This is a genomic window from Aeromonas sp. QDB54 (assembly GCF_027707385.1).
Lineage (GTDB): Bacteria > Pseudomonadota > Gammaproteobacteria > Enterobacterales > Aeromonadaceae > Aeromonas > Aeromonas hydrophila.
In genome coordinates, this window is the sequence record NZ_JAPCIT010000005.1 from 212,664 (window position 1) to 230,318 (window position 17,655).

Here is a 17,655-nt window from a genome sequence, read left to right on the forward strand (position 1 = left end):
AGGCAAGGCTCCCCCCGATGACGACAGGCAACAGACAAGACCCGGCCCCACCCTCCCACCGGATCCCGCACGGGGTCTGGGTGCTGGGCTTCGTCAGCCTGCTGATGGACATCTCGTCCGAGATGATCCACAGCCTGCTGCCCCTGTTCATGGTGACCGTGCTCGGCAGCAGCGCCCTCACCATCGGGCTCATCGAAGGGATGGCGGAGGCCACGGCACTGATAGTCAAGGTATTCTCCGGCACCTTGAGCGACTATCTGGGGAGACGCAAAGGGTTGGCTTTGCTGGGTTACGGGCTGGGAGCCCTGACCAAGCCGCTGTTCGCCATCGCCACTGGCAGCGGGTTGATACTGACCGCCCGCCTGCTGGACAGAATCGGCAAAGGCATTCGGGGCGCCCCCCGCGATGCTCTGGTGGCTGACCTCACCCCCCTTGAGCTACGCGGTGCCGCCTTTGGCCTGCGCCAGTCCCTCGACACGGTCGGCGCCCTGCTGGGGCCACTGCTGGCCGTCGGATTGATGCTGCTCTGGCACGATGATTTTCGCGCCATCTTCTGGCTGGCGGTCATTCCCGGGCTGGCCTCGGTCACCCTGCTCGCCATCGGCCTGCGGGAACCCAAAGAGAGCGATGGGCGCCGCAACCCCCTGCGGCGCGACAGCCTGCGCCGGCTGGGTAAACCCTATCGCTGGGTGCTGCTGATCGGCGCCCTGTTTACCCTGGCCCGCTTCAGCGAAGCCTTTCTGGTGCTGCGTGCCCAGCAAAGCGGCATGGCACTGGCGCTGGTGCCGCTGGTCATGGTGACGATGAATCTGATCTATGCCCTCAGCGCCTACCCGTTCGGCCGCCTCTCGGATCGCATGAGTCACCGCACCCTGCTGATCTGGGGGGGGTTGGTGCTGATTGCTGCCGATCTTGTGCTGGCGGCCAGCACCCACTGGGGCGTGTTGCTGGCCGGGGTGATGCTGTGGGGTATTCACATGGGAATGACCCAGGGACTGCTGGCCGCCATGGTGGCCGCCACGGCCCCGGCGGATCTGCGCGGCAGCGCGTTTGGCTTCTTCAACCTCGTCTGCGGCCTCGCCATGTTGCTGGCCAGCCTGCTGGCCGGCCTGCTGTGGGACCATCTGGGCCCCGCCTTCACCTTCTACGCCGGCGCCGCCTGCTGCCTGCTCACCCTGCTGATACTCTGCTGGTACAAGCCGCCGACATCCAGCACGACGCCATGACCCGAATACACCGGCGGCCGGATAGCAAAAAGCCCCCGGCAACCAGGTTGCCGGGGGCTTTTCTGAAGATGGCGGAGGAGGTGGGATTTGAACCCACGGATGGTCGCCCATCGCCGGTTTTCAAGACCGGTGCATTCAGCCGCTCTGCCACCCCTCCGAACGGCGTGCATACTACGTCAGCCCCTTGTTCATATGCAATACATATTTGATTTGGGATAGTAGGGGCAACAGGCTGGGGTGGGGCTTGAAATCAGCGCTCGTCATCCCGACATTCAGTGCATACAATGCGTTAACGAGGCGGATTGCCGCCTCACCCCGGAAATCAAGAGGACACCCAAGATGGATACCCGTTCTATCTATACCGGCACCCAGAGTGCCGCGCGCGATACCAACAAGGTACTGCGCAACACCTATATGCTGCTCTCCCTCACTCTTGGCTTCTCTGCCGTGGTGGCCGGGGTAGCCACCGTGATGAACATGCCGCCCCTGCACTGGGCCATCTTCCTCATCGGCGTCTACGGTCTGATGTTCCTGACCGAGAAGAATCGCGAAAACGGCATGGGGCTGGTGTTCACCTTCGCCCTGACCGGTCTGCTGGGCTATAGCCTGGGCCCCATCATCAACATGTACATGAACAACGGCGGCGGCGAGATCGTGATGACCGCGCTCGGCGGCACCGCGCTCACCTTCTTCGGTCTGTCGGCCTATGCCCTGACCACCAAGCGTGATCTTTCTTTCATCGGCGGCATGCTGTTCGTCGGTTTCTGGGTACTGCTGGTGGCCATGATCGCCAACATCTTCCTGCAGATGAGCGCCCTGAGCCTGGCCCTGTCCGCCATGTTCATGCTGTTCTCCTCCGGCGCCATCCTGCTGACCACCCAGCAGATCGTGCGCGGCGGCGAGACCAACTACATCTCCGCCACCGTCACCCTGTACGTCTCCATCTACAACATCTTCCTGAGCCTGCTGAGCCTGCTTGGCGGCAACCGCAACTAATCAAACACCCCGCTTCGGCGGGGTTTTTATTGGCACCTGTTTCTGTCAGGATAAGTTGTAAATCAAGGATATGAAGCGAAGTGGCCCTGATCCAAATCAGGGCCGTTTCGTTGTTGACCGGTTATGCTCTGGTTTTCGTTTCGCTCAAGGGTTGCGCTCTCCCATGCCCATGGATTTCTCTGGCCTGTTGCGCCGTTTGCTGACTGACAGTCATATCTATTTTGCCCTCAAGGTACTGCTGGCCATCATGGGGCTGCTTGCCTTCACCCTGGCGACCGGCGACATCCAGCTCACCGTGCTGCTCTCCCTCGGGGTGGTGGCCGGCGCCATCGCCGAGACCGACGACAGTCTGTGGGGCCGGGTCAAGAACCTCGCAATGACCCTGCTCTGCTTCCTGTTCGCCTCCCTGTGCGTGCAGTACCTCTTCCCCACGCCCTGGCTGTTCGCCCTGGGGCTGGCGGGCTCCACCTTTATCTTTGTGATGGTGGGGGCGCTCGGTCAGCGCTACGCCACCATCAGCTTCGGCTCCCTGCTGATTGCCATCTACACCATGCTGGGGGCCGCCAAGGCGCCGGATCTCTTCTATCAACCGCTGGCCCTCGGCGCCGGGGCACTCTGGTATGGCCTGGTGTCGCTGGTCTGGCTCTGGCTGCTGCCCTACAAGACCCTGCACGAACAGCTGGCCCAAAGCTACTTTGCCCTCTCCCGCTATCTGCTGGAAAAATCCCGTTTCTTTCCGGCCGACGAGCACGGCGCCCAGGCCATTCGTCACAACCTGGCCCAGCTCAACATCAACCTGGTCAACGCCCTGACGCTCACCAAATCGGCGCTCAACGCCCGCCTCAGCACCCGTCACCGGGCCTCCCCCGAGCTGGCCAGCCTGCTGCGCCTCTACCTGCTGGCGCTGGAGATCCACGAGCGGGCCACTTCCAGCCACTACCCCTACAGCAAGCTGGAGGCCGAGCTCAAGCAGGGCATCGTGCTTGACGGCTTTCAAGAGGTCTTTTTGCAGCTCTCCGAGGCATGTCAGCGGCTCGGCTACGCTATCCTGGTGCACAAGCCCTATGCCCACAACAAGCGCATCCACTGGACGCTGGAGGCCCTCGGCGATCAGCTGGAGTTCACCCACCTCAAGCAGCACTACCCGAAGACCCTGCTGACACCGATGAAGTTCCTGCGCCGCAATCTGGCCAGCATCAACCAGCTGCTGCAAAGCGCCGAGGAGCTGCAAAATCCCGAGCAGGCCCCGCAGAGCCTGCCGCCCCTGGCCCGGCCCGCCCGCCTGCCGCTGCTGACCCAGCTCAAACAGCATCTCACCCCCAACTCCATGGTGTTTCGCCATGCCCTGCGGCTGTCCCTCGGGCTGGTGGTGGGCTATGGCATCCTGCAGGCGTTCCACCTGGACAAGGGCTACTGGATCCTGCTGACCGTGCTGTTCGTCTGTCAGCCAAGCTACAGCGCCACCCGCCGCCGGCTGGTGCAGCGCATGCTCGGTACCTTCGCCGGCCTGCTGGTGGGGATCCCGGTGCTCTGGCTGTTCCCGGAATTGCACGTGCAGCTGGTGGTGATGGGGCTGGCCGCCTTCCTGTTCTTCACCCAGGTGCGCAGCAACTACAGCGCCGCGGTCTGCTTCATCACCCTCTACGTGTTGATGGCGTTCAACCTGCTGGACGGCATCGGCTTCGCCATCCTGGGGCCGCGCATGCTCGACACCTTCCTCGGCTGCCTGCTCTCCTATGCCCTGGTGGCCTGGCTGTGGCCGGACTGGCAGTACAAGCGGCTGCCGACCCTGATCGCCAATTCACTCTCGGCCAACGCCCGCTACCTCTCGGCGGTACTCGCCAGTCTGCAGCAGCAGCGGGATGAGTCCATCGACTACCGGGTGGCGCGCAAGAGCGCCCATCTGGCGGACAGCGAGCTGGCCATGGCCTGGCAGAGCATGCTGGTAGAGCCGCAGAAGCGCCGCCGCTTCCTCGACCTCTGTTTCACCCTCACCTGGCGCAACCACGCCCTGCTCTCCTACATCTCGGCGCTGGGCGCCCATCGCGACAAGCTGGAGGCCATCGGCGAGCTGGACGAGATCAGCCGTCATCTGAGCCACACCCTGGAGCGGGCTGCCAGCCACCTGGCGGGAGAGATGCCGGAGCAGATCGAGGGGCAGTGCCCGGTCATCACCCCGGACAGCAGCGAGGAGCAGCTGATGCTGACCCAGCAGCTCAACCTCATCAGCCAGCTGGCGGATGAGTTGCTCACCCTGGCCAACGAGAGCCGGTTGCTCACCCGGGAACAAGGCGCTACCATGCCCGCCCAATCCTGACAGGCCACAAGGAGCCCACCATGTCCGAGCATCACCAGCTGGAATTCAACGGCCAACTCATCGACACCGATGCCAAGGGTTATCTGCTCAACAGCAACGACTGGAGCGAGGCGCTGGCACTGGTACTGGCCGAGCAGGAAGGTATCGTGCTGGAGGAGCCGCACTGGGAAGTGGTGCGCTTCGTACGCGCCTTCTATCTGGAGTTCAACACCTCCCCCGCCATTCGCGCCCTGGTCAAAGCGATGGAGAAGCAGTACGGCCCCGAGAAGGGCAACAGCCGCTACCTCTACAAGCTGTTCCCGGAAGGCCCCGCCAAGCAGGCCACCAAGATTGGCGGCCTGCCCAAACCGGTGAAATGCATCTAAAAAAATACCGCGCCCATCCAAGATGCAGCGCGGTATTTTTTTACCTTGTCGACCCTGTTAGGGGTTGTAAGCCACCACGGACCCACTCAAGCCGGTCATCTGGCCGATGCGGCTCTGCATGCCCTGCAGCTTGGCCTTGGAGACATCCGGTCCGATGAAGACCCGGTTGAGCTGACCCTGGACCGGCGTGCGCGGCGAGGTGTGCGCCGAGTAGCCCGCAGCCCGCAGCTTGCCCACCAGCGCATTGACGCTGTCGACGTTCTTGAAGGCGCCAAGTTGTAGGATCCAGCTGCCCTGGGCCGGCGCAGTAGCCGCTGGCGCCGGGGCAGTCGTCGTGGTCGGTTGCCCCATCTTGCTGGCGATGAGATCGTCCATCGACTTGATCTGGCCCGCCTGCGGCTTGTTCTCAACCGGTTTTTGCACCTCGACCGGCTTGGGCGGCACCACCTTGGGCTTGGGCTGCTCCACCGGTTTCTTGGCGATCACTTCAGGCTTGGGCTGGGGCTTGACTGCCGGTGGAGTAGCGGGCTGGGTCACCGGCTTGGCGGCCGGTTGTTGCACCGGCGGCTGGCCCTGCTTGGCCCCCAGGGTTACCGGCTCGGGCACCTCTTCCACCTGCCACTGCTGGGCGGCAGAGGCCTGCTGCTGGCTGGCCAGGTGTTCCGCCGGCAGGGTGCTGGCGGCCGATACCTGCAAGGCGGGCTTGGCGGGCTCCAGCTCAGGGCGCAGCGGGATCTTGGCAAACGCCTCTTCCTTCTGCTCCAGCTTGTGGCCGTCCATCAAATCCGGCAGAAAAATGACAACCAGGGCCACCAGGATGACGGTGCCCACCAGACGGTTTTGAAACTTAGAGGCCAAGTTGAATCCTACCTTTACGTAACTCAATATGCGATTTGGCTCCCCGCCAGAGGGCCGGGGAGCCGGGGTGTGGCCTAGACGGCGACACCCGCCAGAATGTCGGCAACAGTGTAAAACGAACCAAACACAATGACCATATCATCAGGACTCGATGCGGCCAACGCAGCAGCATAGGCCTGCCCCACGCTGTCAAAGGTGGTCGCCGGCCCCCGCTCGCTGCCAAGAGCGGCCGCCAGCTGGGCCGCGCTCGCCGCCCGCGGGCCGGTCAGGCTGGCCAGATACCATTCGCCGATGAGACCATCGAGCTCGGCAAGCGACCCCGCCATGTCCTTGTCCTTGAGCATGCCGACCACGGCGCGGCGCACGCCGATGCAGGGCATCTTGCGCAGCTGGGCTGCCAGATAAGCCGCCGAATGGGGGTTGTGGGCCACATCGACGATAACCAGCGGCGCGCTTTGCAGTTGCTGCATCCGCCCGGCCAGCCGGGCATTGGCCAGCCCTTGCCGAATAGCCTCTTCCGGCAGCGGCAAACCGAGGGACTCCAGCGCAGCCAGCACGGTGACCGCGTTCATCAGCGGCAGGGCCGGTTTGGGCAGATCGCGCCACTGATGAAGGCCGTGATAATCCCAGCCGCTGGCGTGCTCATCACCACGAAAATCAATGCCGACCTGACGCAGGCAGGCACCGAGGCGGGCAGCCTCGCTGGCGATGGTGACGGGCGGATTGGGCTCACCGCTGATGGCGGGTTTGCCGGCGCGATACACCCCCGCCTTTTCCACCGCCACCGCCTCGCGGGTATCCCCGAGCCAGTCGCAGTGATCGAGCGCAATGGAGGTGATCATGGCGACATCGGATTCCACCACATTGGTGGCATCCAGCCGACCGCCCAGCCCTACTTCCAGCAGCAGCACATCCGGCGCGGCGCGCCGGAACAGCCACAAGCCCGCCAGGGTGGCGAACTCGAAGAAGGTAAGGGCAATCTCGCCGCGGGCCGCTTCCACCTCGGCAAAGGCGGTGCAGTGATCGCTGTCGGCCAGTTCGGCCCCGTTGATCCGCACCCGCTCGGTGAAGCGCAGCAGATGGGGAGAGGAGTAGACGCCGACCTGGTAGCCGGCTTCCATCAGTATGCTGGCCGCCATGGCACAGCTGGAGCCCTTGCCGTTGGTGCCCGCCACCGTGATCACCTTGAACGGCAGGTGGGTTAAGCCCATGCGGCGGGCCACGGCGCCGACCCGATCCAGCCCCATGTCGATGTTGACCGGGTGGATCTGCTCCAAATAAGAAAGCCAGTCGACCAGCGACCGGCTTTGGGATTGTTGCATGTTGGAACTCATCTTCACTCTTCGATGACGTGAGTATTCAGCATTTTGGCGAGCAGGCTGGCCAGACGGTTACGCATCTCGCGGCGATCGATGATGAGGTCGATGGCGCCCTTCTCCAGCAGGAACTCGGAGCGCTGGAAGCCTTCCGGCAGCTTCTCGCGCACGGTCTGCTCGATGACGCGCGGACCGGCAAAGCCGATCAGTGCCTTGGGCTCGCCCACGTTGATGTCACCCAGCATGGCCAGACTGGCGGAAACGCCACCCATGGTGGGGTCGGTCAGCACGGAGATATAGGGCAAACCGGCCTTGGAGAGGCGGTCCAGCGCCGCACTGGTCTTGGCCATCTGCATCAGGGAGAACAGCGCCTCCTGCATGCGGGCACCACCCGAGGTGGAGAAACAGACCAGACCGCGACCTTCCTTGATGCTCTCCTCGACGGCGCGCACGAAACGGGCACCCACCACGGAGGACATGGAGCCACCGATGAAGGAGAACTCGAATGAACAGGCGACGACCGGCACCCCCTTGAGGGTCCCCTTCATCACCACCAGCGCATCTTTTTCTCCCGTCTCTTTCTGGGCGGCAGACAAACGATCCTTGTAGCGCTTGGAATCCTTGAATTTCAAGACATCCTGCGGCTCCAGCTCGGCACCGATCTCGGTGCGGCCCTGCTCGTCAAGAAAGCTCTCGAGACGGGCACGGGCGCTGATGCGCATATGATGATCACACTTGGGGCACACTTCGAGATTGCGCTCCAACTCTGCCCGGTAGAGCACCTGTTCACAAGCACTGCACTTGGTCCACACCCCTTCCGGAATGTTGTGACGACGAGGTGTAGTGATCTTGCTCTTGGGAAGGATCTTCTCAAGCCAGCTCATGGAATTCCTTAATGCTTTTGTGCCTGACAAAACGCATCGAGCCTAGATTGTTCAATGACTTAATAGCTCGATGGCAATAAATGACGGATCATTAAACCACAAATTTTCGGGGCCAGTTACTAAAAACTGGTCGTACCCGGTGCCGAGTCCGGCAGCCACAACGGGCCCAGCGGCATCCGCGGCAACCCCAGCTCCGCCGGGTAATCCACGTCCACCAGATAGAGTCCCCCCGCCTTGGCAGTCGGGCCCGCCAGATTGCGATCCCGGGCTGCCAGCACCTCGGCAATCCACTCCACCGGCTGGAGCCCCTGCCCCACCAGCAGCAGGGAGCCGGTGATGTTGCGCACCATGTGGTGCAGGAAGGCGTTGGCCTTGATGTCGAGCACGATGTAGGGGCCGGAGCGGCTGACACAGAGATGGGTCACATTGCGCCAGGGGGTGTTGGACTGGCAGGCGACGGCCCGGAAGGTGCTGAAGTCGTGCTCTCCGAGCAGGCTCTGGCCCGCCTGGTGCATCAGATCGGCATCGATGGTTTCGTGGTAGTGACTGACGCCACTGCCGAGGATGGCCGGCCGGTAGTTGTGGTTGTAGATGACGTAGCGGTAGCGACGGGCGGTGGCGCTGAAGCGGGCATGAAACCCCTCGTCTACCTGCTTGACCCAGCGCACGGCGATGTCCGGCGGCAGGTTGGAGTTGAGGCCCAGGGTCCAGGCCCCTTCGGCGCGGTTCGCATCGGTATCGAAGTGGATCACCTGCCCGGTGGCGTGGACACCGGCATCGGTGCGCCCTGCGCACTGGATGGAGACGGGGTGATTGGCGATCCGGCTGAGGGCCTTTTCCAGCTCCTCCTGTACGCTGATCACTTCGCGCTGACGCTGCCAGCCGAAATACCGGCTGCCGTCGTATTCAATACCTAGGGCAATTCGCATGGATAAACTTGTCTTCTGATGAAAAGGGGCGGTGAACGAAACGGGGCGGATTATACGCGCCTCCCCTCAAAAATCCCAAATAGCCGCGTCCAGGCCGGACCAGACGCCAAAACACAGGGACCAAAAACAAGGGGCAGCCCATCGGCTGCCCCTGTTTTCATCATTATGCGCTGGCTCTCTAGCCAAGTCGCTTGAGCAGCTTCTCGGCCTCGGCCCGTTGATGCTCGGTGCCCTGCTCCACGGCTTCTTGCAGCAGTTCGCGGGCGCTATCCTTGTCGTCGATCTCGAGGTAGGCACGGGCCAGATCCAGCTTGGCACCCACACCGCCATCGTCGGCATCCACGTCAAATCCGGTGGACTCCGGCAGCACCTCGGGGAAGCCATCCAGCCCCACGTCCAGCGAGAAGCCTTGATAGGGTTCCTGCTCGGTGGTGGTGGCGTCCGCCTCGGCCAGCAGCTTGTCGATCTCGACATAGCCGCTCTCCTGGGCCTGCTCCCGTGGCTTCACTTCGCCCGGATGGGACTCCACCTCGGCGAAGGCATCCTCAAAATCGGCCAGGGCCAGCTCGTTGGGATCCCACTCCAGATCTGCTGTGGCCTCCTGTTTCCCCTTGGTCGGCTCGGGCTCCAGCCCCAGCTCCGCCAGCAGCTCATCGGCGCTGGCATCGGCCGTGGCACTGGCTGCCTTGTCGGCGCCCGGCTCGGCAAAGGCGGTCTCGAAGTCGCTCAAATCGAAGGAGGCGAGATCCTCGTCACTGACCATGGGGTCGGCATCGGGTTGACCGTCATCGCTGCCGTCCAGCGCCAGATCGGCTTCCAGGTCTGCGTCCAGCTCAGCGAACAGGGCTGCCTGCAGCTCCTCTTCGCTCATGATCTCGTTGCCAGCCTTGGGCTTGGGATTGAATTCGCTGGCAAGGTCCAGATCCGGCTCGGTGTCGAGGGTGATGGACTCGTCATGGGCCAGATCCAGCTCGGGCACCAGATCCGGATCCCGGATGGCGGCCTTGGCGGGCGGGGCCGGCTCAGCATCGAAGCTGGCCAGGTCCATCTCGCCGTCGTCGCTGAATACCAGGTCGGCCGGCGCGGCAGGCTCTTCCACCGCCATGTAGCCATCCGGCGTATTGAGATCCGGGCGCGGTCGTACCGGCTCATCGTCGGTGATGCCGACCGTCATCAGCTCGTCAAATTCGCTGCTCTCCTGATCCATCACCATGGCGGTGGATTCGGACAGGCTCTTCTCCTGCTCCTCCAGCTCGCGACGGGCCCGCGCCCGCAGCCACAGGGTCACCAACGCCAGCACCAGCAGCACCGGCAACAGGATGATCATGGCCAGGTTGAGCGGCGAGGAGAGCAGGTCCATCAGCCAGTTCTGCTTGGGCTCGGGGGCCGGTGCCACCGGCGGAACCGGCTTGGCCTTGAGCTCGGCAATCTCTTTTTGCAGCGCGGTCTGATCCTGCAACTGGGCCTTGAGGGTCTCCACCTCTTCGGTCAGGGATTGCAGCCGCAGCTTGAGCCTGTGGTTCATCTCGGTGACCTGGCCGAGCTGGGCGTTGGCATCTTCCAGCGCCAGCGCCATCTCGGTGGAGGGCTTGCCGACCGGTTGATTGACATCGGCCGGCAACGGCGCCGGTGCGCTGGCCGTGGCGGCGCTGGTGGCAGCCGCCTGGCTGGCGACCGGCTCGGGAGCCTTGGCGACCGCCTTCACCTCGGTGGCCGGCTGGGGTGTCTCCACCTTGGGTGCCGGGGCCGGAATGGGCGCCGCCTTGGCGGGCGCGACCTTGGCTACCTCGGGTTTGGCCGGCTCGGCCACCTTGGTCGGGGCCGCTTTGGTGGCCACCGGCTTGGCCGGCTGGGTATGCTTGCTCGCCAGGTATTTCGGGCTCAGCCCTTTCCAGCTGGCGTTGTCACTGCGGAATTTGGCGCGGGCCTCGGCATCGGTGATGACGCTGGCCTCGGCGGTGGTGGGCAGCTGGATGCGCGAGCCCACCAGAATGTGGTTGATGTTGCCGTCGGCGAAACTGCGGGGGTTCTTCTCGTAGATCGCCACCATGGTCTGGTAGACGCTGACACTGCTGGAGGGACGGTACTTGCTCGCCAAGCTCCAGAGGGTGTCGGTGGGACGAATGGGGCCATAACTGCCGGCATTGCTCGCGACCTGCCGCACGATCGGCTGGGCCGTGGCTCGGCTGGGTTGAGACGTGGCGCGGGGAGCGGCGACGGGTTGTGCCAACGGCTGGGAATTGACGGCGGGCGGAGCCGGCTCGTCCGGGCCTTTGAGCTCAACAAAAAAAGGCTCCCGCGCCGAGTCTTCGGCCTGGGCCGTGCCCAGCAGACCCAATGCGAGTAGCGTTGCCAATGTTATGCGGGAATGTCCCATATTCGTTCCTTCGTATGACGGCCCTATCACATTGAAAAATCTGGATAGTTACCCCAAAACAGTCGGTTCAATATAAATCAGGCTCAGGTTGCAAGCCAGCAGTCCGACACATTTAGCACCCAACTTGCCCCTGAGTGTAGGAAAAAACTTAATCAGTTGATATCGCGAAAAATTCTCGGGGCAGCAGAGTGCGCCCCCGGTCACATCCACCCCATGGGTGCATAGGCTGGCAGCCTGGCGGATTTCCCTCCCCGCCAGGCCAATGGACCCGACGATCAGAGGTAATCGCGCACCAGCAGTTCGGCAATCTGCACGCTGTTGGTCGCCGCGCCCTTACGAACGTTATCGGCCACGATCCACATATTTATACCGCAGGGGTGAGAAATATCCTGGCGAACCCGGCCCACCAGCACCTCGTCCTTGCCGGTTGCGTCGCGCACCGGGGTCGGATAGTCGTTCTCGTCGTCAAACAGGGTGACGCCCGGCGCATTGCGCAGCAGCTCTTTCACCTGTTCGGCGTCGAGCGGCTGATGCAGCTCGACGTGGACCGCCTCGGCATGGCCGTAGAAGACCGGCACCCGCACGCAGGTGGGGTTCACGGCGATGCTGGCATCCCCCAGGATCTTCTGGGTCTCCCACACCATCTTCATCTCTTCCCGGGTGTAGCCGTTGTCGGTGAAGCTGTCGATCTGCGGGATCAGGTTGAAGGCGATCTGCTGCGGGTAGAGGCTCGGCTCCACCGGACGACCGTTGAGCAGATGGGCGGTCTGGCCGGCCAGCTCGCTCACCCCCTCCTTGCCGGAGCCGGAGACGGACTGATAGGTCGCCACGTTGATGCGGGAGATACCTACTTCATCGTGCAACGGCTTGAGCGCCACCAGCATCTGGATGGTGGAGCAGTTGGGGTTGGCGATGATGTTGCGGTTGCGAAAATCGGCCAGCGCATCCGGGTTCACTTCCGGAATGACCAGCGGGATGTCTTCGTCGTAACGGAAGCAGGAGGTGTTGTCGATGACGATGCAGCCGTGCTCGGCGGCAATCGGTGCCCACTTGGCAGAGACCTCGGCCCCGGCGGAGAAGAGGGCGATCTGCACCTGGCTCCAGTCAAACTCCTCCACGTCCAGGATCTCGACATTCTTGCCGGCAAAACGCACCGTGTCGCCGGCGCTGCGGCTGGAGGCCAGCGGATAGAGGGTGGCGATCGGGAAGGCACGCTCTTCCAGGATCTCGATCATCGCCTCGCCCACGGCGCCGCTGGCGCCCAATACCGCTACGTTGAATTGCTGACTCACTGCTGTTCTCTCCTATGATGGTGCCGGTGACGCGCGCTGGCATCACCGCTGGCAGGCGGACCTGCCTGATAGCGGGTCTGGCGTCGGGCCAGACCGGGTATGGGCGGGACAAGGCTCCCGCCCCTTCAAGTATGTAAAGTGTTCAGTCTGGCTGGCAGACAAACCCGAGCCGGGCCAGGGCATCGCCGGCAAACGGCCCCTTCAGTTGCAGGGCAGAGAGCTCGCGCCGCTCTGGATAGTGTTTGCGCTGCTCATCGAAACTGCCCGCCACACCGAGTCGGTTGCGAAAACGGGCGTCATCGCGGCGCACGTCATAAATAAGGTGGACCAGTTGCTTGATCAAGGCCTGATCCGCCGGCTGGCCCGGTGTCACCTCGCGCACCTCGGGAATAGGCAGCAAACTCTGCAGATCCTGGCGCGGTGTGCGCCCCAGTTGCCGGCAGAGAGCCTCATAGAGCATCCAGGTGCCGCGGGCCTTGCCTTCCAGGCTGTAACCCGCGATGTGCGGGGTCGCGAGCTCAGTGTGGGGCACTAGGGCCTGCAGCGGCTCCGGCTCCCCTTCCCACACGTCCATCACCAGCCGCAGCGGCGCCTGACTCTGCTGGCGCGCCAGCAAGGCCCTGTTGTCCCACACCTCGCCACGGGAGGCGTTGATGAGGATCTGCCCGGCCGGGCGGGCGGCAATCTGCGCCGCATCCAGCAAATGGAAGGTGGCATCCGGCCCCTGACGGGTGATGGGAACGTGGAAGCTGACGATGTCGGCCTCAAGGGCCTGCTGGTAGTCGACAAACTGCGCCGCCTCGTTGGCCTCGGCGGCGCGAGCACGGGGCGGATCGCAGCGCAGCACCCGCATGCCGAGGGCCTCGGCCTTGCCGGCCACACACTCGCCGGTGTTGCCGGCACCGATGACCGCCAGGCTCATCTCGTTCAAGTTGAGCTCATGGCGCTCGGCCAGCACCAGCAGGGCGGAGAGCACATAGTCGCCGACCGAATATTTGTTGCAGCCGGGGGCGCTGAAGAAGGGAATGCCCCGCTCGGCCAGCAGCCCCTTGTCCACGTGATCGGTGCCGATGGTGGCGGTGCCGACAAAGCTCAGCCGCGGGCAGCTGGCCAGCAGTGCGGCGTCCACCCGGGTGACGGAGCGCACCAGCAGCACGTCGGCCTCTTGCAGATCCGCCGCCTGCATCTGCCTGCCGGGCAGCGGGATGACCTCGCCAAATTTGGCAAACAGCTCACGGGCATGGGGCATATTTTCATCAACGACGATCTTCATCGGGCTCTCTCACTTCGCTAGCGGCCACAAGCGCGCCATTCTAGCCCAAACAGACCGAAGTTTCAGATGCTTATTCATCCATGAGCGGCCGCCGCCGCGACTTTCTGGCGGGAACCTGCGCGCTGCTGGCTCATCTCTGCTCAACCGAGTGGTGCGGCCTGCGCAAGCAACCTCGGGAGCACCCCCTCGCCACCAACCGGATTGCACGCGGCGGGTTGGCCATCACCACACTCATTTGTAACCCCGTGTTACAGCGAGCGGGGCGCGACTTGACCGACCGGACTGGGCTGGCACAATGGCGCCTCTTTTTTTGCTGCCCATGAATGGGCACCTTGCCGAGCCCCGTTATGCCGACTCACGCCTCTTCCCTGCCGCGCCGCCAGGTGCTGTGTTTCAGTGCCGCCCTGATCCTGCCGCTGCTCCTGCTGGCCTGCCTGCCCTGGCAACCGTTCATGAGCCAGGCCCTTCACTCGGACTGGCTCTGGTGGCCCTACGCCCTCACCCGCATGGTAGATGTGCCCGGCATCGGCGTCAGCATCCTGGCCCTGCTGCTGCTGACCCGACACAAGCTGACGCTGAGTCTGCCGGCACTGCTGGCCCTCGGCGGCGCCCTGTTTGCCGTACTGGCCGGCGACTGGCTCATCAAGAGCCTGATCAAGCATCTGACCGAGGAGCCTCGCCCCTACCTGCTCTGGCTGGAGAGCCAGCAGCTGATCCCCGCCATCCAGCAGTTCTACGCCGGCAAGGTGGAGGTGCGCAGCGAGCAGGTCCATGCCGCCAGCCAGCTGCTGGCACTGCCCGAGTGGCTCGCCAACCACTGGCAGGCGGAGGTGAACTACGCCTTCCCCTCCGGCCACAGCATCGCCGCCATGAGCCTGGCCCAGTTCTTCGGCCTGATCTGGCTGGCACGTGCCCCTGCCGGCGCCTGGCTGCTGCCGCTGTGGGCCATCGGTGTCGGTCTCTCGCGCATGCTGATCGGCATGCACTGGCCGCTGGATGTGCTGGCAAGCGCCCTGCTCGGCAGCCTCACCGCGCTGTTTGCCGCCCGCTGGTGGCTGCGCCATTACTGACATCTGCACGACACAAAAAAACGGGCACCCGCGGGTGCCCGTTTTTGTTCAAAGCCTGTGACGCTGGCGACTCAGTTGCTCGCGCTCGCTCCCTGCCACCCTTCGGGGTACTTGTAGCCTGCGAAGCGCTTGGCAGCATAGGCCTTGAAGGCGGCCGAGTTGTAGGCCGCAGCCACATCCTTGGCAAAAGGCTTGTCCGCATCGGCACTTTTTACTACCACCCAGTTGATGAAGTCATAGCTGCGCTCAAGGAACAGGCCTGAGCTGAAGGGAATGCCGCTTGAGGCGGCAAAGTTGCCGTTGATAACCGAGAAGTCCACGTCTTCGCGCGAGCGGGGCAGCTGGGCCGCCTCCAGCAACACCAGCTTGAGGTTGTGCGGGTTTTGCACCACGTCGAACTCGCTCGCCTTGAGCGGATTGATCCCCTCTTTGAGGGTCAGCCAGCCCAGGTCCTGCAGCATCAGCAGCGCCCGCGCCTGATTGGTGGGGTCGTTCGGAATGGCCACCGTGCTCCCCTCCTTCACCGCCTTCAGATCTCCCAGCTTGCCGGCATAGAGCCCCATGGGGCCGGTCGGCACCTGGGTGATGGGGGCAAGCGACAGCCCCCGATCCTTGGCAAAGCTCTCCAGATAGGGCTTGTGCTGGAAGCAGTTCACGTCGAGCGAGCCGTCGGCCAGCGCGATATTGGGGGTCACGTAGTCGGTGAACTCCACCAGTTTGACCTGATAACCCTTGGCTTCGAGCTGCGGCTTGATGGAGTCGGTCACCATGTCGGCAAAATCCCCCACCGTGGTACCGATGACGATCTCCTGTTTGGCCGGATCGGCGGCCAGCGCGGTCAATGGCAGAGTACCGGCCAGCAGGGCCAGAGCAGAAAGGGCAAAGAAGGAACGACGCTGCATAAAAACTCCCTGTAAACATCTCAACGGCTGGCGCGATGGTAGAGTCGTGCTTGAACCACCGCAACCATCTAGCCATCCAAACGGCTAATTAACCACACCATAACAGAGCCGTTTCGCTTCGCCAAGCAACAAAACCGGGCAAGCTTTACCGGATGGCAGTGAAGCCCGGCTCTCAACTCTGCCGGGTACCCATGACAAGAAATCTTTGATAAACCACACAGTTATTGCTTGACCCCCTCCCCAAGCGGGCCTCAAGTGACTTATTGTGGTTATTCGGTACCATTTTGCGTCAGGGTGCCAGGTTCGCTTTGTCAGGCTCACCCTATGGAAGAAGGCGCGCACTGACAGCGTCATTCAGGCACGGCAGCGGCGATGTGAACACCAGCCCCTTATGCTCGCAGTTAAACAGAGGAGAACAAAGGAGATAGTTTTATTCAGCCAGCCAAGGAGTTGCCGTGATCGATCACGTTGAAATCAAGACAATGCATTTTGACGACTGCAAGCACTTCTACCAAACCGTGCTCCACCCACTGCATATGGAACTCAAGTGGGCAGATGACACCGCTGCCGGTTTTGGCCTGATCGGTCGTGACAAGGTGAGCTTTTTGATCGAGAAATTCGACCGACCCCCCCCCTGCCATCTTGCCTTCAGCGCCACGACATCAGCACAAGTCGATGCTTTTCACTTGGCAGGTATTCAAGCGGGCTTTCGCTGTAACGGACAACCGGGACCTCGCGTTCACTATTCCCCTGATTATTACGCCGCATTTTTGCTTGACCCAGATGGGAACAATGTAGAGGCCGTGGTACATATTTAATTATTATAAATGTCGATGTTGCGCAGACCTAAGTAGCTTAACCAGAAGATAACGTTATAAATAGGGACAAGGAATATGTCAAAAGCGATTCAAGGATTTGAGTATTCAATTAAAGATGCCGAAGAGCTGCTAGCCCATTTCGATGGTATTAATGCCAATCCCCCACCACCCAGCAGTGAAGTTTTAAAACGCGCAGGTCTGGTAATGGCGCTCACTGCTTGGGAAACCTATGTGGAAGATCGGCTGGTTGAGGAAATGCATAAAAAATTAGCCATAGTACAGGGCAGTTACTTGGGTGATTTTATCCTGAAGAAACTGCATGCAGATTTAAAGTCATTTCATAATCCAACCTCAGATAAAACGAAAAAAATATTTATGGATTATCTTGGATTTGATGTCACAGAGGGGTGGCGCTGGTCGAACTACGAGCCAGATAAAGCGCGCTCAACACTCAATCAATGGATTAAAAAACGTGGTGAAGCTGCGCATCGTTCAAAGCCTATCAGCACTGGCGTACTAGCTCCCCATCTTATAAAACGCGACGAGTTGGAAAAAGTTATCCGATTTATCAGAGACCTGGTTAAATCTACCGACTGTTATATAAATGAAAAAATTGATCTGCACCACGCTGCAGTTTTTGAACGCCAAAACCAGCTATCAACCTGATTGAGGAGCCAATGAATGGAGTGGCTAGTTGCATTAATTATTTTTGTCGTGATAGGTGCCATTTTTGGAAAGCCATCATCTTGCAGTATCTGTGGTCAGTCTATAAAAAAGACATATTATAAATGGACTATCAGTGGAAAAAAGCAAACTCTTTGCCCTAAATGCAATTCACAGATGGAGCGGAAAGTTAGCAAAGAGGCGTTTAACCGTCGCTTTGGTTAATGTTCCGCCTCCGGTTAACGGGCCGATGTTGAGTATTTCAACTGGTGGCCCAGCGGGTTTAACTGTCACAACATTTACAATTTGAATTACTTTATTTTTGACCAGTGCCGGTATCGCCGGTAGGTTTAGACCCTATCGACAGAG

The 17,655-nt window shown here is 61.8% G+C and carries 15 protein-coding genes and 1 tRNA gene; 7 read left to right on the forward strand and 9 right to left on the reverse strand.

Translation table 11 applies throughout. The annotated features are described in order from the left end of the window. Positions 1–17 precede the first annotated feature (17 nt). The gene (locus tag PG881_RS07095) at positions 18–1,226 is read left to right on the forward strand and encodes an MFS transporter (RefSeq protein WP_118880934.1); all 1,209 of its coding nucleotides are present in this window, start codon (positions 18–20) and stop codon (positions 1,224–1,226) included. Positions 1,227–1,295: 69 nt separating this feature from the next. On the opposite strand, the gene PG881_RS07100 is transcribed toward PG881_RS07095, so the two are convergent. Continuing rightward, positions 1,296–1,383 (reverse strand) — tRNA-Ser (locus PG881_RS07100). Positions 1,384–1,565: 182 nt separating this feature from the next. On the opposite strand from PG881_RS07100, the gene PG881_RS07105 reads away from it, so the two are divergent. From PG881_RS07105 to PG881_RS07115, 3 genes are all read left to right on the forward strand, one after another. Further along, positions 1,566–2,222: a Bax inhibitor-1/YccA family protein gene (locus PG881_RS07105; RefSeq protein WP_016351136.1), complete on the forward strand. Its 657-nt coding sequence runs from the start codon at positions 1,566–1,568 to the stop codon at positions 2,220–2,222. 163 nt (positions 2,223–2,385) lie between these two features. Continuing rightward, a complete protein-coding gene (gene yccS, locus PG881_RS07110) occupies positions 2,386–4,539 on the forward strand; it encodes a YccS family putative transporter (protein ID WP_118880933.1) in 2,154 nt (717 codons plus the stop codon). Positions 4,540–4,559: 20 nt separating this feature from the next. Further along, positions 4,560–4,904: a TusE/DsrC/DsvC family sulfur relay protein gene (locus tag PG881_RS07115; RefSeq protein ID WP_017407983.1), complete on the forward strand. Its 345-nt coding sequence runs from the start codon at positions 4,560–4,562 to the stop codon at positions 4,902–4,904. Between the two features lie 57 nt (positions 4,905–4,961). On the opposite strand, the gene dedD is transcribed toward PG881_RS07115, so the two are convergent. The 7 genes from dedD to PG881_RS07150 form a co-directional block, all read right to left on the reverse strand. Continuing rightward, a complete protein-coding gene (dedD, locus tag PG881_RS07120) occupies positions 4,962–5,762 on the reverse strand; it encodes a cell division protein DedD (RefSeq protein WP_118880932.1) in 801 nt (266 codons plus the stop codon). 74 nt (positions 5,763–5,836) lie between these two features. Further along, positions 5,837–7,096, reverse strand: coding sequence for a bifunctional tetrahydrofolate synthase/dihydrofolate synthase (gene folC / locus PG881_RS07125; protein ID WP_162901885.1), 1,260 nt, complete (start codon positions 7,094–7,096; stop codon positions 5,837–5,839). 2 nt (positions 7,097–7,098) lie between these two features. Next, on the reverse strand, positions 7,099–7,962 hold the full coding sequence (gene accD / locus PG881_RS07130; RefSeq protein WP_011706493.1) for an acetyl-CoA carboxylase, carboxyltransferase subunit beta: 864 nt from the start codon (positions 7,960–7,962) through the stop codon (positions 7,099–7,101). 119 nt (positions 7,963–8,081) lie between these two features. Further along, positions 8,082–8,891, reverse strand: a complete 810-nt coding sequence (gene truA, locus PG881_RS07135; protein ID WP_029300144.1) for a tRNA pseudouridine(38-40) synthase TruA — start codon at positions 8,889–8,891, stop codon at positions 8,082–8,084. Positions 8,892–9,069: 178 nt separating this feature from the next. After that, positions 9,070–11,268: a FimV/HubP family polar landmark protein gene (locus tag PG881_RS07140; protein ID WP_118880931.1), complete on the reverse strand. Its 2,199-nt coding sequence runs from the start codon at positions 11,266–11,268 to the stop codon at positions 9,070–9,072. 275 nt (positions 11,269–11,543) lie between these two features. Beyond that, on the reverse strand, positions 11,544–12,560 hold the full coding sequence (locus PG881_RS07145; protein ID WP_017407978.1) for an aspartate-semialdehyde dehydrogenase: 1,017 nt from the start codon (positions 12,558–12,560) through the stop codon (positions 11,544–11,546). Between the two features lie 142 nt (positions 12,561–12,702). Continuing rightward, positions 12,703–13,833: a 4-phosphoerythronate dehydrogenase gene (locus PG881_RS07150; protein WP_264098688.1), complete on the reverse strand. Its 1,131-nt coding sequence runs from the start codon at positions 13,831–13,833 to the stop codon at positions 12,703–12,705. Positions 13,834–14,180: 347 nt separating this feature from the next. Between PG881_RS07150 and PG881_RS07155 the strand changes: the two genes are divergently transcribed. Then, positions 14,181–14,903 carry a phosphatase PAP2 family protein gene (locus tag PG881_RS07155; protein ID WP_041216570.1) on the forward strand — a complete coding sequence of 241 codons (723 nt, stop codon included), beginning with the start codon at positions 14,181–14,183 and terminating at the stop codon, positions 14,901–14,903. 71 nt (positions 14,904–14,974) lie between these two features. Here the strand turns inward: PG881_RS07155 and PG881_RS07160 are convergent, their stop codons facing one another. Further along, entirely contained in the window at positions 14,975–15,805 is an 831-nt protein-coding gene (locus PG881_RS07160) for a MetQ/NlpA family ABC transporter substrate-binding protein (protein WP_118880929.1), read from the reverse strand. A 455-nt stretch (positions 15,806–16,260) separates the two neighbouring features. Here PG881_RS07160 and PG881_RS07165 point away from each other — a divergent pair, with 455 nt between their 5' ends. Beyond that, positions 16,261–16,623 carry a VOC family protein gene (locus PG881_RS07165; protein WP_264098689.1) on the forward strand — a complete coding sequence of 121 codons (363 nt, stop codon included), beginning with the start codon at positions 16,261–16,263 and terminating at the stop codon, positions 16,621–16,623. Between the two features lie 75 nt (positions 16,624–16,698). After that, entirely contained in the window at positions 16,699–17,289 is a 591-nt protein-coding gene (locus tag PG881_RS07170; RefSeq protein ID WP_044800289.1) for a HEPN domain-containing protein, read from the forward strand. Positions 17,290–17,655 lie beyond the last annotated feature (366 nt).

Coding starts and splice junctions, on each gene's coding strand:
- PG881_RS07170 (WP_044800289.1), top strand. CDS start 16,699: ATGTCAAAAGCGATTCAAGGATTTGAGTATTCAATTAAAGATGCCGAA.
- PG881_RS07115 (WP_017407983.1), top strand. CDS start 4,560: ATGTCCGAGCATCACCAGCTGGAATTCAACGGCCAACTCATCGACACC.
- PG881_RS07155 (WP_041216570.1), top strand. CDS start 14,181: ATGCCGACTCACGCCTCTTCCCTGCCGCGCCGCCAGGTGCTGTGTTTC.
- folC (WP_162901885.1), bottom strand. CDS start 7,096: ATGAGTTCCAACATGCAACAATCCCAAAGCCGGTCGCTGGTCGACTGG.
- PG881_RS07150 (WP_264098688.1), bottom strand. CDS start 13,833: ATGAAGATCGTCGTTGATGAAAATATGCCCCATGCCCGTGAGCTGTTT.
- PG881_RS07140 (WP_118880931.1), bottom strand. CDS start 11,268: ATGGGACATTCCCGCATAACATTGGCAACGCTACTCGCATTGGGTCTG.
- truA (WP_029300144.1), bottom strand. CDS start 8,891: ATGCGAATTGCCCTAGGTATTGAATACGACGGCAGCCGGTATTTCGGC.
- PG881_RS07160 (WP_118880929.1), bottom strand. CDS start 15,805: ATGCAGCGTCGTTCCTTCTTTGCCCTTTCTGCTCTGGCCCTGCTGGCC.
- PG881_RS07105 (WP_016351136.1), top strand. CDS start 1,566: ATGGATACCCGTTCTATCTATACCGGCACCCAGAGTGCCGCGCGCGAT.
- accD (WP_011706493.1), bottom strand. CDS start 7,962: ATGAGCTGGCTTGAGAAGATCCTTCCCAAGAGCAAGATCACTACACCT.
- yccS (WP_118880933.1), top strand. CDS start 2,386: ATGCCCATGGATTTCTCTGGCCTGTTGCGCCGTTTGCTGACTGACAGT.
- PG881_RS07095 (WP_118880934.1), top strand. CDS start 18: ATGACGACAGGCAACAGACAAGACCCGGCCCCACCCTCCCACCGGATC.